Origin of the sequence: Halobacteriovorax sp. RT-2-3 (assembly GCF_047085075.1) — a bacterium.
GTDB lineage: Bacteria > Bdellovibrionota > Bacteriovoracia > Bacteriovoracales > Bacteriovoracaceae > Halobacteriovorax_A.
The window spans coordinates 412446-427264 of the sequence record NZ_JBKIYF010000002.1; the positions used below are offsets into that span (position 1 = coordinate 412446).

Genomic DNA, 14819 nt, shown 5'->3' on the forward strand with positions numbered 1-14819 from the left:
GAACTAAGGAAGCTTAAAGGCAAGAGAAGATACACTCTCAGGGATTTTTTCGTGTGAAAGAACCGTAGCGATTTTCCACTCAGGCATAAGTTTATAGATTTTCTTTAAGCATACCGCTCTAATTGAGCGTATAACTTCACTATCTTCGGCACAGCTTTTAAAGAATGTCATTGCAGCATACCTTTTTAATGGTTGTGCCTGTGCCTGCGCATGGATAGCTCCAACGAGCTCCCCTGCATTTTTTATGATCTCTGGAGTATGATGAACTTCACTTGGAGATAATTTTTGTATATCAGAAACTATTGGAAGATCATTTAGTTCTCGCTCAAAGTTTTTTTCAACGGACTGATCTAATGGCGCTACTTCTTTCCCCTGAGCTTTATATTCTATAATAGCTTCACTCTCCACTTTTGTTACCAAGTGCGTTTCAGAACGATCCACTAAGAAATAAATAGCAACCACTATTAATGTGAGAAAGACGACTCGTTTTTTCATTACTTAATGGATGCCTCAATAAGTTTAGAAGATTCTTCAACACTTAATTCGTGAAATTCTCCCTCAGGTGTCGAGTTCATCATTTTAGGAGCTGGCCTATTTATGAGTTCATCAAGTTGTCCCTTCGCTTTGTCATACATTGCCGTAAAACGATCAAGCTCTTTTTGTGAAGTTTCATTTTGAGAAGGACTCATGACCATAAAATCAATATAAAAATCAATAACCTTCTTATATGATTCCATCTCATGAAGAAGTTGCTCCTTACTCTTACGATGAGAAATCGTAAGGACGCGATCAAATGCATCTGCGATTGATGCCTCTAGCTTTGTCTTATCTTCAACACTACAAGTGGAACAATTTAATAGTAAATTCTTTGTCGCAATGGCCTCTAACTGATAAGAACCATTTCCATACTTCTCACAGGCAGAGAAGCCGTATAAAGTATGTCCTTCAGGACATGTATGATGATTAAAACCAATGTGCTCTGAATTTCCATCACTATGCCTAGCTTCATGAAAAAGTGTTCCAAGACGCTTAATCTTATTGGCCTCAGAATCAGTCTCCTTATTAACTAGGATACTATCTAGAAAGAGCCCCTCACCAATTTGTAAAATTCCAACTCTTGGTGAAGTAGCAAAGACTTTATTTCGATTAATCTTTGTCCCTTTCAATAGCTTCGACTTCTTTCCACTTAAGTAGAGTCCCGCACCTATATTAGACATGACAACAACACCACCGAATGCATCTGTATTATTAAATGAGGAAGAACCAGGCAGAGGTGTTGCAGGAAAAGTATGACCTCGTTTCGTTACATAATTGCGTCCACGAACGTTGTAGTCTTGGCCGACAATATACTTTACACGATTGTAAATCCAATTATAAAGGAACGGTCCACTAACTTCTTCAAGTTCAAAATAAGAACTAAAATCATTGTCGGTATTGTCCATTTTTAATTGGTATAAATATGACAGATCACCTTTTAAAGAATGTAGCTGATTTGCAGGAACTGTTGAATCAAAGTAAATCCCACCGAATTTTTCTTGAGCAAGTGAACTTATTGAAATAATTGTCATTAAAGACAATACTTTTAGCTTTTTCATTAGATACCTCATTAGCGATGGCATCCTAGCACAGAAAGAATTTCGCACCTATCCTAGTGTAATTATTACTTTGAATAGGCGCGAATGTATTAAAATTCTCTTTCACAACCAACTTCACGAGCACCAGAGAAACTAACCTTGTTACTAGTAACCTCTTCAGAGCCTTCAATTACGTATTGTGTTTCCAGTACAAATCGAGAGTAATTTGCACGTTCTTCAAAGCGAACTTCAAATATTAAATTCTTTAGATTAACGACTTCAACCTTATCTGTTTCATGAGGTTGGCCAAATAGTGGATTAGTACGTGTAACAGTAATATTCTCAATATTTCGACAACTGATTAGAAGCTTATCTTCACTGAAACGACACTTAGACTTATCTAAGCTAAAGTTTGTGAGAGCTCGAGCTTCCCAGTGCTTAAAAAGCTTAAAGACTGTAGCACCTGTTAGACTAACATTTAGACTAGTTTCAGTTTCAAGAACTGCCATTTTATTATAAGCAAAACTCGAGTCACGACATTCAAGGTCGCTGTGAATAACGCCTGCTTGAGTACTTGTTGCAATTAATAGACCTAGTAATAACTTCTTCATCTTTCTCTCCTTGGTTAGGTTCTGAAGAGAATCTATAATTCCTATTGAAATAAATAAAATGATTATTATTAATCACTGCAATAAGATTATTTTATACCTAGAGATTATGATTTCAATGAAGTATAAGAGAAAATTTAAAAAAGTAGCACTAAGTTTTTAAAACTTAATGCTACCTACTACTCTTTTTCCCCACTTATCATAACCATCCATGTTCTTCTCTTCATCTTGTAAGCATCAAAAAATACTCCCCCTAAATGAAGTAGAGACAGGAAAATAAGAATATTAGAAAATACTTCGTGAATATCCTCTAATAAATCATTTCCAAAGAATCGATCAAGTCCCATTAGAAATCCCGTCGTGGCCAATCCTATGATTGCTGTCCACATTAGCCAATAAACATACTTGGCCTTTGGATTATAATGAGTGATTGGATTCTTCTTATGAATTAATAATCTTAGCAAGACGAATGAGACCGCAATGTAGCCGAGATAACGGTGAGCTTGCTTACCTTCTTCAAGAATAAAAGCATTGAGGATGACCGCAATGGCCACCCCCCAATGTAAGACTCTAAAAATAAGTGGGAGTCTTATCTCACCCATTAATGCATCTCTTTCTTAACGATCGATCCATCAATTGGACTAAAATAAATTTCAACTTTATTTTGCTCTTTATCCCATCCGTAAATCTCGTAGCAATTTCCCTCGGTTACTTTAAATTTATTAATTTTGTAACCTTCGGCAACTAACTTTGCTTGAAAATCTTCTTCATTTTGCCATTTACTCTTATCTTCAGTTGTACACTGAGTTTTCTTTGACGAGCATGAAACAAGAGTTAAACCAACTGTTGCTAATAGTAATAATTTTTTCATCTAATACTCCTTTCTAGATTGATATTAATGAAAACATAACTATATAAACCAATAATATATCGGCATATAGAAGACGTTTTCGGATTAAATTGAATTTAAATTTTTGAATTTTATCCTCACTACATGAATTGCAGTGAGTCCTATAGATGGGTACGAGACAACACAGCAATTACAATTAATTACTAGTGCTAGTCTCGTCAACAAGATAATTTCTTGCAGTTACACCGGGGTTTCCCCATTATGTCGACGTAACTTTTGCCTTTTTGGGTGGCAACTGACTACTCCCTAACTATAAAAATTTTAAAGTGAAAATTTTATACAGTCAAGGTTCATAAATGAATTCTGGAGAAAAAAATTAAGATATTTTAAGCTAATGATAAATCACATTAGCTTCTTGTATAATAAAGATGCTTATAACAAAATACGAAGATGGTGATGTCGATACAAAGAAACGTTCTCACTACATCCTATGGTACAGAAGCTCATCAAGTGCAAAGACAGCGAAGAGAACGCTGAGAGAGCTAGAAAACCTTTGCAAATAAAATAATAAATTCTAATCATATTGGGGAAGTCTAAGTACTGATACCAAGGCTTCCCTAAATTTCTTTGATAACTTTATTTTCTATTGTCGTACAACTCTTTTCATCTCTTCTCCTCCAAAACATCTCATATATAAGTGATAAGATGCACCGTTGTGAACTTTTGGCGAGAAGTGAAGTTGGTAGCGAATCGTTACACTACGCTTTGTATGATCTGTTGTTAGGCCAACAAAATTTCTGTCATTAACAAGATAACTATAATTATCAATCCCTGTATCTCTTGCGTATAGCTTATCAAAATCAACATATGACTCGAAGTAATCGACATCATCCAAAGGAGCACTATATTCTTCGTCAACAAGTGATTTGATAAGAGAAACTAATAGCTGCTTGCCTTCACTCTCTGAGTAAGGTTTTTTAAAGTTACTTAAAGGAAGTCCTGCAAAGAATGTATATAGACTTGGAGCAGTTTGATAGACAAAACGTTGATATAAATATTTATAATCAGCAAGAGGAAGCTCCACATTCTCAGGAGTAAAGCCTCTGTCTAAGTGAAGAACTTCAACAGGCCCTAGTCTAGTTTTAGTGTATACGAAATTATTACGAAAAGAGAGTTTCTTATCCTTAAAAAGAGTCTCGTAAGTAAAGATATCTTGGTAAGAAGCAGTGAATTCACATCCACCTTTATATCTCTTGTAGTCCATTGCATAAGTATTAAGACCAAGAGCTAGCAATAAAATTGAAAGTGATAATTTTCTCATAATAATCCCTAAATAAATAATGTCTTGAAAGTTTTGTCTTTATAGCAGATCTAATATTAAAGACATCCAAATTGTAAAATCTTTAGGATAATGCACTTTTCAAAGCGTGTCATTATTACCACCTAGCTTGTTCCAAGTAATTAAAAATACTATAAATCGGCTTGAATTCAATTTAGAAGCGACAAGGAATATCAATGAAGAAAATTTCAATTCTTCTTACTCTTTTCACATTAAATACCGCTCTTGCAAATGACCCACTAGAAAAAGATCAGTGGCATCTGAAATATAACGCTAAAAATAAGGGTGCAAATATTGAAAAGGCCTGGAAAATTCTCGAGTCAAATTATCAACCCGTTATTGCAATTATCGATGCTGGATTTGATATTGATCATGAAGATTTAAAAGACAGTATTCTTATTAATAAAGAGGAAATTCCAAACAATGGGATTGATGACGATAATAACGGCTATACAGACGATTATTATGGTTATAATGCGAATAAGAAAAATGGTGATCTTTCAGGAGATTATGACTTTCAAACAAAACACGGCACTGCTGTAGCAGGCGTCATTGCAGCAAAGCATGACAATGGCCTCGGTATCAAGGGCGTTGCAAAAGGTATAAAGATCATTCCTATCGTTAAACCAGAGCCTATGGCAAAGAGAAAGGATAAGCTTCCACACCTTATAGAGGCAATGAGATACGCAATGGAGAGAGGAGCAGATATTATAAGCTTTTCTGCGAGGCTTAAAGTAACGTCACCGGCATTTAAGAAAGTACTCAGAGAACTAAATGACAAAGGGATTCTCGTCATTGCCTCTTCTGGAAATGTTGGAGTTGAAAACTCGACGAATCGATACCCAGGTGCTTATGCAGAGGAATTTTCAAATATTATTGTCGTGGGCTCAAATGATAAGAATGGTAATAGAGTAAAGTCTTCTAATTATGGAGATCAATCAGTTCACCTCTTTGCACCTGGTGATAAAATTCTAACAACACACCTATCAAATACCTATGGTCCATCGAGTGGTACAAGCTTTTCAACACCACTAGTTGCAGCAGTTGCGGCCATGGTTTTGGCAACACATGGGCCGCAGTCGAGATGGACAATGAGAGAGCGACTAATTAAGACAAGTCGTCCACTAAAAAACCTTGAAGGCCTGAGTGTATCTGGTGGAATTGTAGATGCCTATGAGGCACTTAAATAACAAATTATGAAGTTTCATTTTTCTTAGTATAAGCATAGGCCATTGCATGTGTTGCAATCGGTGTCGTAATCAATAAGAATATAAAAAGAAAGAAGTTAGTTATTACGATATTAAGATTAGCAAATATCATTGCTGTTCCTAACAAGATTAAACCTGCTCCAAATGCACTGGCCTTACTTGCAGCCTGAAGCTTCATATAAAAGTCTGGCATTTTCATAAATCCCACGACAGCAAGGAAAACAAAGATAGATCCTAAAAAGATTAAAACTTCACCGATAAGATTTATCATTAATTCTCCTTACTCATATCAGATAAATAAACTGCAAATACAAATGCTGTTACAAAGCCAACGACAGCAAATAACAAAGCAATATTATAAAAAAAGAGATCTCCGTATAATGTATAAAGAATTAGAAAAAGGCTAACACCAGAGATTCCAATTAAGTCAAAAGCAAGGACCTTAACAAGGACTTCCTTTTCTCTTTTTGCTTCTAGAATGAGAAGAAAGAAGGTCAAGACAACAAGGCAAATAGAGATCATTAGCAGAATACTCATTTAACTCCTCCATTTGAAGCTCCCCTTAGAATTCTTAAAACACGACTCTCAATAACTTCTTTGAATTCCTTAATGGCCTCCTCTTCATTTTCTAAAAACATCATGTGAATAAAGAGATGTTTTTTATCTGCATCTAAATCAATAACCATGGTCCCAGGAGAGAAAGTAATGAGATTTGATAACAAAGCAATTTCAAAATCACTCTGTACTTCTAGTGGAAATTTTATAATTCCTGGAGTTGATAAGTTCTGAGGTGTCACTACATCTTGAGCGACTCTAAGAGCACCTAGAGTAAGATCCCATAAATAGAGAATAATAAATTCTAAGATATACCATAATCTCATAGGAGAACCTCGTTAATAAATTAGTCCGATCTTACCGACTTCCAGGGCAAGCTCATAAATTAGTAGTGGGTTAAAACTAATAATTAAAGTAAAAATACAAAGCAAGATACAGGAGATATATGATCGAATAATAGAGACCTTTGGAAAAGACACAATAAACTCATGATACTCACCCCAAAACACTCCACTCCATATTTTCACCATACTATATAAAGTAAAGAAGCTTCCTATAATCATGGGAATAATGATCCAAATAAGACGGCTCTCAGTTGCTATTTTAAAGAGACCAAGTTTCGCCCAAAATCCAGAAAATGGTGGTATTCCAATCAGGCTAGCAGCAGGAATCAAAAAAAGAATCGCAATAATGGGAGAAGTCTTAAGTAAACCTCCAAGCCTTGATATTTTCTCAGTATATGCAAAATTTCTTATTAAGCCAGAAACGAAGAATAGATTTGTTTTAACTAAAATGTGATGAAAGATATAAAAAAGAGAACAAGAGAAACCAAGCTTCTTTATTGCTAAATCAGGATGAAGACAAAAACTTACACCTACTCCAATAAAACCAACCTGACTAATAATATGATAACTTAAGATCTCTCTTAATTTGTTTTGAACAACTGCAAACCATACACCGACAAGAAGAGTAAGAATCGCTAAAATTAGGATTGTCCAAAACAGTTGAAGATCAGAAGGAAAAACCTGACCGAAGACTCTAATCATTGCATAGAGGCCAAGTTTTGTCAGAAGTCCCGCCAAGACTCCACTAAGTCCGGCTGAAAGTTTTGGATAACTTTCTGGTAGCCAGAAAAATAATGGAAAAAATGCTGACTTAATTGCAAAAGCACCAAAGAGACAGATCGCAAGAGAGCGAACAAGGCCGGGGTCACTAGCGTATAATTGTGCCAATCTTTCGCTTAAAACCTTAAAGTCTAATGTATTTGTAAACTTATAAATGAGTGCAATTGAAATCAAGAAGATAAGTCCACTAATGAAATTTAGGAGTATATACTTAAGACCGCTTTTAAGTCTTTTACGAGATGAATCAAGGACAACAAGTACGTAACTACTCATTAGCGTAATTTCAAACCACACAAATAAATTAAAAATATCGCGAGTAAGAAAGGCTCCAGTCAATCCCAGAAAGAGTGTATTGTACAAAAAATGATAAATGCTTTTTTTCTCAACAGTAACACCAGGATAAGCGTAAAGCACACCAGTGAAGTATATTGCGCCGACAACGAAAATCATAACTCCTGAAAAAATATCATAACTTAAAGATATTCCAATTCCACTTTCCCAGCTTCCTACTACAAATGTTGATGTTTGTTTAAATGAAAAAAGGAATAATCCAGAAATTATAAAATATAGAAGTGCAAATAAATTTGAAAAGAATAAGATCAATTTGTCTGACTCCTTAAACAAAAGAGAAAAGGCAGCTGAAACAAGAGGTAGTATAAGAAAGACGATAAAAAAGTTCTGATGTATCACTACGCCTTCCCCTTTTCTCTTGAATCATTGATTTTCTTTATAACTGAGATGACAAAGCAAAGTGTTGCAAAAGAAATAACAATCGCAGTTAAGATGAGTGCTTGAGTTAATGGATCGGCAATACTAGACTCAAACTTCGCTCCGACTTTAGCAAATGGATAACCATGGGAGACGACTTTTCCAATTGAGAAGATAATTAGATTAGCACCATTACCTAAAGTAATAATCGCAAAGATACTATTGACCCAAGTATTCTTTAATAAAAAAAGAAAACCGATAATTAAAAATATACAACCAACTAAGAACGTCATCTAGTTACCATTTTCCTTTGAAAAGCTAATAAACTTCACATACGCCATCGTTGTACTCAAAGAAACAATAATATAAACGAGGGTATCAAAAACAAGAACAGAACTAATTTTTCCAGCTATGGGGAAAGGAATACTTGACCACATTGAACTAAGTGGTGCCTTTCCTAAAAAAACAGGAAATGAGAAGATAAAAACAAGAGCTAAAATGCTCAATCCTATAATATAAGTGTAATTATCGTAAATCCATTTTCTTAGTCTTGAGTCATGGTGGGATATAAAGTGCAGAATCATGGCCAAAGATAAAAGTAAGCCTCCTATGAATCCTCCACCTGACAAATCATGTCCTCTTAAAAGTAACAAGACAGATAAAATGACCAGAAGTGGACAAACAAGCTTAAAGCTACCTCGAATTAGTGCTTCATTCACGCTCACCTCTTTTAGAAAAAATAGCTAATACACCAACAATAGCGATAGCAACAACAAGAACTTCACCAAAAGTATCCATTGCCCGATAGTCCACGAGAATCACATTGACAACATTTTCTCCTTTTGCCAAAAGTTTTGAGTTTTCAAAAAAATAGCGACTAGCACTCATATCAAAATCCAATTTCTTTGTTAGAGAAAAAATCATAATTGAGAGGCCATAAAGAAAAGCAATGATAAAGTTTATAGGCTTAATATTTATTCTTAGATCACGTCCATCTATTGGAACGGCCTTTATAAGGAAGAAAACAAAAAATAAAGAAAGTGTCTCAACCATAAGTTGAGTCATGCTAACATCTGCAGCACTATGATAACCAAAGAAGAGAACTAGGAAGAAACCAGAAAGTACAAAATATAGAATAGCCTTAAGATTTGACTTACTTATATATGCAAATACTAATCCAGTTAGAATTCCTGACAAACTTAAGAATTTTGAAAGAGTAAATTCTATTTTTGGAAAGACAAAATTTGTTATACCAAATTGAGAAAGAATAGTAAGTAAGGTTAAAAAGCTTAATGTTATGCGTATATAGTGTGCAAAACTTCCATTTTGCATCAACAAATTCATTTTTTTAAAATAGTCCAAAATCAAATAAAGTATTTTTTCTAAGTGAGGCCACAGACTAAACTCTGAATACTTCTTTGAAAATTCATCAAGCTTAATAAAGTATTTATCGAGAAAGAAACTTCCTCCAACACTACCTAGAATAGTCAAAACACTCAGAAAAAGAACAAGATTATATGGATATTGAATACCGTGCCATAACTTAATATGAACACTTTGCTCTCTTAAACCAAATTCTCCTAATGCTTTTTCAGCAATAAGGCCGACACCAGTTAGATTAGGTACTAGTGCAATAACGAGGGCCAAGACTGAATAAATGAAGGGAGATATAAGGAGTCCCTTATAATTTATCACATAACTCTTTCTTGTAGGCCACGATACACGAAGAAGATTCACCGCTTGTATTCCCATAAATAGATTACCGATAAAAAAAGTAGGAATGATAATCCAAGGTAAGTATGTCTTGATACTTGTTAAATAGATATACTCCTTTGCATAAAAGCCAATACTTAAGGGAAATCCAATCATACTCATGGTACTAAGAAGTGCAATAATGAAAGCTAATATTCCAACTCGATCACCATTTAAGAGCTCTTTTCGTTCCATCGTTTTTAAGGCCTTTGCAAAATAGCCAACATATTGAAAGAGACTTGCTTTATAAAACGCGTGAGCAATAACTAATAAGACGAAACTTATAATTGAATATTCGTTAGCAATTCCTAAAAGGATGGCCAACATACCAAGAATACAAATAGTAGAATATGCTAGCATTGTCTTAAAATTACTTTGAAGTAAGCACTGAAAACCACCAAGAAGAACTGTAATGGCACCAACACTAATAAAGAGCATCTGCCAAAGTGAGTCTTGTGCGTATAATGGAAATACCTTTAATCCTAAGATCAGGCCCGCCTTTACCATTGTTGCAGAATGAAGAAAGCTGCTCACTGGAGTGGGCCCCGCCATGGCTAAAGGAAGCCAAAAAGAGAATGGAAAAAGAGCTGATTTAGAACAAATACCTATAAAGAGTGCGATTAAAGAGACTCTGAAATAAATATGATTTTCAAAGTTCTTCAATTCCATCAACTTAGTTAAATTAAATGAGTCATAAAATGACAGGCCAAAATCAGCACCTATTTGAGAAATAAGTAATATTCCAAAAAGAAGAAAAAGCCCTCCTCCAACGGTTGTATAGAGTGCCCATTTTGCTTTTTCTCTAACTTGCGAATCTTCATTTTTTAGGCCGATAAGAAAAAAGGATGTAACACTAGTCATCTCCCAAAACAGATAGAGAAATAAGAGATTTGAAGAATATATTATCCCAAACATCGATATTGAAAAAAGAATCAGAGAAAGATAGTAGATTAGCTTATCTTTAGAACTAAAGCTCTTCATATAGATGAGACTATAAATAAAGACACCTATACCTATGATGGCGACAAGAGCACCAAATAGATTATTCACACTTGAAAACGAAAATATACCTTCCACTAGTATCTTCAAAACAATCCTTCGTATAAATTACGAGTTTAATTTTCAGTGAGTGTGTGTTTGAAATATGAGGTCATACAAAATCTAGTATGACCTCAAAAAATGAATCTTTCTTTTTCTAAGCACTTTTCTTAGCCGATAATTGACTTTTCTTTTTCATGGCAACCAAGTGATCAGTTGTAACCTTTGCGCTACGATTCTTTGAATCACTCAATTTACTTGCATTAGTATAATATTCTCTTTTTGAAGATTTTATTTTGATAAACTTCTCAATCGTAATATACACTCCAATCAATGCGAGGCATGAAATTAGGAAAATGATTTCATTGACATTCATGCAATGCTCCTTCGTTAACACTTCCTATAACTATACCGGATTTTTAGACATCAATAATATATATATTGACAATAGATTGTATTAATTTATTCAAAGCTAAATCTTAACTTTTTTTACTAATGTGTGATTTTGAGGAGCTAAAAAATGATCAATTATTACCTTCATACACCATCATTGTTGAATCCCCTTCATCAATGATCTGTGATTGTGCGAGACTACGTAATTGCCTTATTTGATTTGGATTTGGTAAATCATAATTTTCACCGAGAACTTCATTCTTATAATAATATTCACTAAGAACTGCTCGTCCACCAAACTCTTCCATTAAAATATCCTTGTCTTGATACGACAATTGGTAGAAGTCTTCAGGCTCTATATTCTTCAAAATAATATATGCCCTCTCTGCATTTGAAAGCTTATCCAAAGTATCAACCTCGACTCCAGAACTTTCTTTTAGACTTAAAATAGTTTTACTAAGATCATTAGCAATTGCACTTGAAAGATCATCTGACTCATAAATTTCTATCTCGATCTTTTCGATCCTATCTTCAATATTAACAATTTCTACTTCTTCGAAAGAATTATGATCATCACTCAAGATTATTTCATTTGAAAATGCCTCTTCATTAGCTCTTTCAACAACTGATACATTTGCCGTTTCAACATCAGTGTCGATAAGCATAACTCCTGAAAATGTGATTATAAAAAAGGTTACAACTTTTTTCATCATTACCTACAAGTTATATCCATAGTTCTATAAAACGAGTTACTAAGTGGAGCTTTAGCATGCCATGGGTGTACAATAGTAGCTTTCATTCTAAGATACATAGAATTAGCAGAGACATAATACCCATTTCCATTATGGCCCCTTAGGGCAGATAAGCTTTGTAACTTTGTTGCTCCAATGAGATCACAATTATTTCCACCAACGATTTGTACAACAGCACTTGTGGCCTGATTACTTTCAGCTTGGTAGTTAATTTTAAACTGTTTATCTAGAGAAGGAACCGATTCAAAATCAACTTGATAAATATCATTTGTCCCTACAATAGTATTAAATTTATTACTCCAATTACTAGAAGCAATTGAAGTTAGAACCTTAGCTTGTGCTCCTCTTTTTAAAGTAAAGTAGATCTTATTATTATCTTCTACGCCGTTTCTCCCCTTAACAGAACGGAAAGTAAAAAGACCAAGATTATAGTTACAAACGTAAGCATTCCAATTCGTTCTAGCGCTACAGCCATTATTATTGAAACTATTATAAGGAACAACGACTGAACCACTAACGCCAGTAAGGGAACCATCAAGGTCTCTAACCGACATTGAATAAGGCGAATCAATCCAGTTTTGATTATTCGTTTCATAGTAAAATCTTTTCCAAGGTGTTGTGGCAAATTTCAGACCGCGTACCTTATTTTCAAATCGATTCGCTCCTCCAATATTAGTGATTGGAATTGGAGTAATATTTTTACCATTGTAACTTTGTTGTGTATTTGGGTAATCAAAGAAAGTTACATTATCTAATTCAAAAGGCCCATCATAGACAACGATTCCGGAAACAAAAGAATTACCAGGTAGAGCACTTGCGAGAATCCCTTTATCTTTATTAGAGTTATTTGCTGATTGCCCAACAATTGCCGAATTAGTAAATCGCTGAGAGTAAGCAGTAAAGATTGCCCAACGATTATCTGCTAGTACAGCATTATCAAATTGAGCGGCCCTTCCTCTAAAATAGATTCCACTCTCTGTATTCTTGAAAGCAACCAGGTTTTTAAACACAGGATAAGTAGAAGGCCCATAATGAGCACTTACAAGCTCTCTATCTTCGGGATTATTTGGATTATTTCTTAAGGCCCCATCAGGTGCCCCATCCCATGTGTGACCAACCTTACTTGAGTGGGCCGTATTATTGTCATATCTTAGAGTATTATTCGTTATCGGAGTCGAACATAATCCGTCAGGAGAACAAATTCTATTTTTTTCAAAAGCCATCCAGAAACCAGTACCTTCAGATCCGGCCGCTACGTTGTATGCTACAGTATTATCTGGGTTAGAAATCCAAAATGTTGATGGACTAGGAAATCTTGCTGCAACACCTCTGACATCTGAAATTAATAAAGCACGAGATTCTGGAACTTTCTTTGAAACCAGACCGATATTATGACTAAGCGTATTCTTTACTTCATTACCATCTTCTAAAAAGTAACCATGTCCGAAGTGATTATAACAAACATTGCCAATAACGCTTACGTAGTTAGTTGCATGAACGGTGATACATCTTTGATAACTATCTGTTACAGACGAGTTTTTAATGTATTGTCCACTTGCATTTCCAACCATATGCCAGTGGAATGGATATCTTGCCATCTCCCCCATTCTTCCTAATTTTGAAAATTGGACAGAATCAACATATGCCTTAGCATTTCCCATCACCATAACATGACCACCAAGATATGATGACTCATGTCCGCCACCATATGAAGTAATCAAAATATTACGAGTTAGGTTTGCAACAGTTGCTCTATTATCAAGCGTCCAACTTTTCCCACTATGACTAAGAGTACGATTAACACCCCAGTGTTTGTGATAGAGAGCTCGATTAAGTACGACGACATTATTATTTACTGAAACAACTTTTACTCTTTCAGCTTCATTCATATCAAATGAAGTCGAAGAAATAATAATCTCATCATTTTTCTTCCAGTTAACATTTGTTGAAAGTGTAATTGATGTATCACCAGGATTAGCGTGACTTGCTAACTTGATGATTCCACTATTCTTATAAGCTCCATGCAGGTGTAATTGTCCTTGACCATGAACAGCAAAGGCCCTCTTTCCCATTGAGTGATTTCCACTATTTAATTCTAGTCCATCAGCAAGCTCAATTCTTAAATTTCCTTGAAATCTTTTAGAACTTGTTCCACATATAAACTTACCATTCACTAAAATACCTTTGGCTATAATTTGATAGCTTGATGTATTATCTGGGCACCTGAACTCTCCATCAACTTGCAATAAACCGACGTTAATATCACGATCAAGAGTAGCAGTAATTCCATTTGGTATCGTTAAATTTTGTCCACTCGTTGTATAGAAGTCACTAATCTTTCTATCAGTAACATAGGCTGGAATTCGAAAGTAACCACTTTTTCCAATCTGAAGATTCGCTCCACCAGTTAGAGAGATACCGAATCCAAAAACAAGCTTTCCAGCATTTGCTTTCCATTGATCATCAGAAAATACGTGAGCAAAACGATGTTTATTAAATGTATTTTGGCAAACATTTGAAACAGCGGCTTCACTTGGATTACTTGCTTTAAAGTTTGAAAGTATTTTCTTGCTGCTTAATGAATCACCGGCGTAAATATGAACGTTAATGGATTGATTTACTGTCTGATCACAGGCCCAACCACTTACCACCAATTTATTATTTACAAGCTTTACAGCATCAATATGACCTTTAATCTCAGCATATACATTATTTAAACTTAGTATTCCAAAACTAATAACCGCAAACGTTCTAAATAAATCTCTCATTTAATTCCCTTATAATAAAACCAGTTAGAATAGATCCTTTGGTATTTTAATCGTGGAACAAAAGTGATTTTAACTTTTCTAAAGAACATTTAATCAAAGACAGTAATTTCAGCAACTTAGATATTACAATAGAGCAAATAATCAAGAAAG

General features: G+C 34.6%; 18 protein-coding genes. 2 read left to right on the top strand and 16 right to left on the bottom strand.

What is annotated here, in order from left to right; translation table 11 throughout:
* Positions 1–3 precede the first annotated feature (3 nt).
* The 5 genes from ACMAYX_RS07785 to ACMAYX_RS07805 all read right to left on the bottom strand — a co-directional run bounded on the left by ACMAYX_RS07785 (position 4) and on the right by ACMAYX_RS07805 (position 3053).
* A complete protein-coding gene (locus ACMAYX_RS07785) occupies positions 4–495 on the bottom strand; it encodes a hypothetical protein (protein ID WP_412471803.1) in 492 nt (163 codons plus the stop codon).
* Positions 495–1595 (bottom strand): hypothetical protein, encoded by a 1101-nt coding sequence (locus ACMAYX_RS07790; RefSeq protein ID WP_412471802.1) that lies wholly within the window; start codon positions 1593–1595, stop codon positions 495–497. Before ACMAYX_RS07790 ends, ACMAYX_RS07785 begins: the two co-directional genes overlap by 1 nt.
* Positions 1596–1684: 89 nt before the next feature.
* Entirely contained in the window at positions 1685–2185 is a 501-nt protein-coding gene (locus tag ACMAYX_RS07795; RefSeq protein ID WP_412471801.1) for a hypothetical protein, read from the bottom strand.
* Positions 2186–2361: 176 nt separating this feature from the next.
* Entirely contained in the window at positions 2362–2784 is a 423-nt protein-coding gene (locus tag ACMAYX_RS07800; RefSeq protein ID WP_103218317.1) for a cytochrome b/b6 domain-containing protein, read from the bottom strand.
* The gene (locus tag ACMAYX_RS07805) at positions 2784–3053 is read right to left on the bottom strand and encodes a PepSY domain-containing protein (protein ID WP_103218318.1); all 270 of its coding nucleotides are present in this window, start codon (positions 3051–3053) and stop codon (positions 2784–2786) included. Before ACMAYX_RS07805 ends, ACMAYX_RS07800 begins: the two co-directional genes overlap by 1 nt.
* Before the next feature lie 407 nt (positions 3054–3460).
* Here ACMAYX_RS07805 and ACMAYX_RS07810 point away from each other — a divergent pair, with 407 nt between their 5' ends.
* Positions 3461–3595, top strand: coding sequence for a hypothetical protein (locus ACMAYX_RS07810; RefSeq protein ID WP_412471800.1), 135 nt, complete (start codon positions 3461–3463; stop codon positions 3593–3595).
* Positions 3596–3675: 80 nt separating this feature from the next.
* Here the strand turns inward: ACMAYX_RS07810 and ACMAYX_RS07815 are convergent, their stop codons facing one another.
* Complete coding sequence (locus tag ACMAYX_RS07815; protein WP_412470232.1) at positions 3676–4353, bottom strand: hypothetical protein; 678 nt, start codon at positions 4351–4353, stop codon at positions 3676–3678.
* A gap of 194 nt (positions 4354–4547) precedes the next feature.
* Here ACMAYX_RS07815 and ACMAYX_RS07820 point away from each other — a divergent pair, with 194 nt between their 5' ends.
* The gene (locus tag ACMAYX_RS07820) at positions 4548–5561 is read left to right on the top strand and encodes a S8 family serine peptidase (protein ID WP_412471799.1); all 1014 of its coding nucleotides are present in this window, start codon (positions 4548–4550) and stop codon (positions 5559–5561) included.
* A 4-nt stretch (positions 5562–5565) separates the two neighbouring features.
* Here the strand turns inward: ACMAYX_RS07820 and mnhG are convergent, their stop codons facing one another.
* The 10 genes from mnhG to ACMAYX_RS07870 form a co-directional block, all read right to left on the bottom strand.
* Positions 5566–5850: a monovalent cation/H(+) antiporter subunit G gene (gene mnhG, locus ACMAYX_RS07825; RefSeq protein ID WP_103218324.1), complete on the bottom strand. Its 285-nt coding sequence runs from the start codon at positions 5848–5850 to the stop codon at positions 5566–5568.
* Entirely contained in the window at positions 5850–6116 is a 267-nt protein-coding gene (locus tag ACMAYX_RS07830; RefSeq protein ID WP_412471798.1) for a monovalent cation/H+ antiporter complex subunit F, read from the bottom strand. The genes mnhG and ACMAYX_RS07830 overlap by 1 nt, the downstream gene beginning before the upstream one ends.
* Complete coding sequence (locus ACMAYX_RS07835; RefSeq protein WP_412470234.1) at positions 6113–6460, bottom strand: Na+/H+ antiporter subunit E; 348 nt, start codon at positions 6458–6460, stop codon at positions 6113–6115. The genes ACMAYX_RS07830 and ACMAYX_RS07835 overlap by 4 nt, the downstream gene beginning before the upstream one ends.
* Positions 6461–6472: 12 nt before the next feature.
* Positions 6473–7708 (bottom strand): complex I subunit 5 family protein, encoded by a 1236-nt coding sequence (locus ACMAYX_RS07840; RefSeq protein ID WP_412471933.1) that lies wholly within the window; start codon positions 7706–7708, stop codon positions 6473–6475.
* Positions 7709–7947: 239 nt separating this feature from the next.
* Positions 7948–8259, bottom strand: a complete 312-nt coding sequence (locus ACMAYX_RS07845) for an NADH-quinone oxidoreductase subunit K (RefSeq protein WP_412470236.1) — start codon at positions 8257–8259, stop codon at positions 7948–7950.
* Positions 8260–8685, bottom strand: coding sequence for an MnhB domain-containing protein (locus tag ACMAYX_RS07850; protein WP_412463294.1), 426 nt, complete (start codon positions 8683–8685; stop codon positions 8260–8262).
* Positions 8678–10795: a hydrogen gas-evolving membrane-bound hydrogenase subunit E gene (gene mbhE, locus ACMAYX_RS07855; protein ID WP_412471797.1), complete on the bottom strand. Its 2118-nt coding sequence runs from the start codon at positions 10793–10795 to the stop codon at positions 8678–8680. The genes ACMAYX_RS07850 and mbhE overlap by 8 nt, the downstream gene beginning before the upstream one ends.
* A gap of 118 nt (positions 10796–10913) precedes the next feature.
* Positions 10914–11132 carry a hypothetical protein gene (locus ACMAYX_RS07860; RefSeq protein WP_392992936.1) on the bottom strand — a complete coding sequence of 73 codons (219 nt, stop codon included), beginning with the start codon at positions 11130–11132 and terminating at the stop codon, positions 10914–10916.
* Positions 11133–11280: 148 nt separating this feature from the next.
* Positions 11281–11859: a hypothetical protein gene (locus ACMAYX_RS07865; protein ID WP_412471796.1), complete on the bottom strand. Its 579-nt coding sequence runs from the start codon at positions 11857–11859 to the stop codon at positions 11281–11283.
* Between the two features lie 2 nt (positions 11860–11861).
* Positions 11862–14669: a G8 domain-containing protein gene (locus tag ACMAYX_RS07870; RefSeq protein WP_412471795.1), complete on the bottom strand. Its 2808-nt coding sequence runs from the start codon at positions 14667–14669 to the stop codon at positions 11862–11864.
* Between the last annotated feature and the right edge of the window lie 150 nt (positions 14670–14819).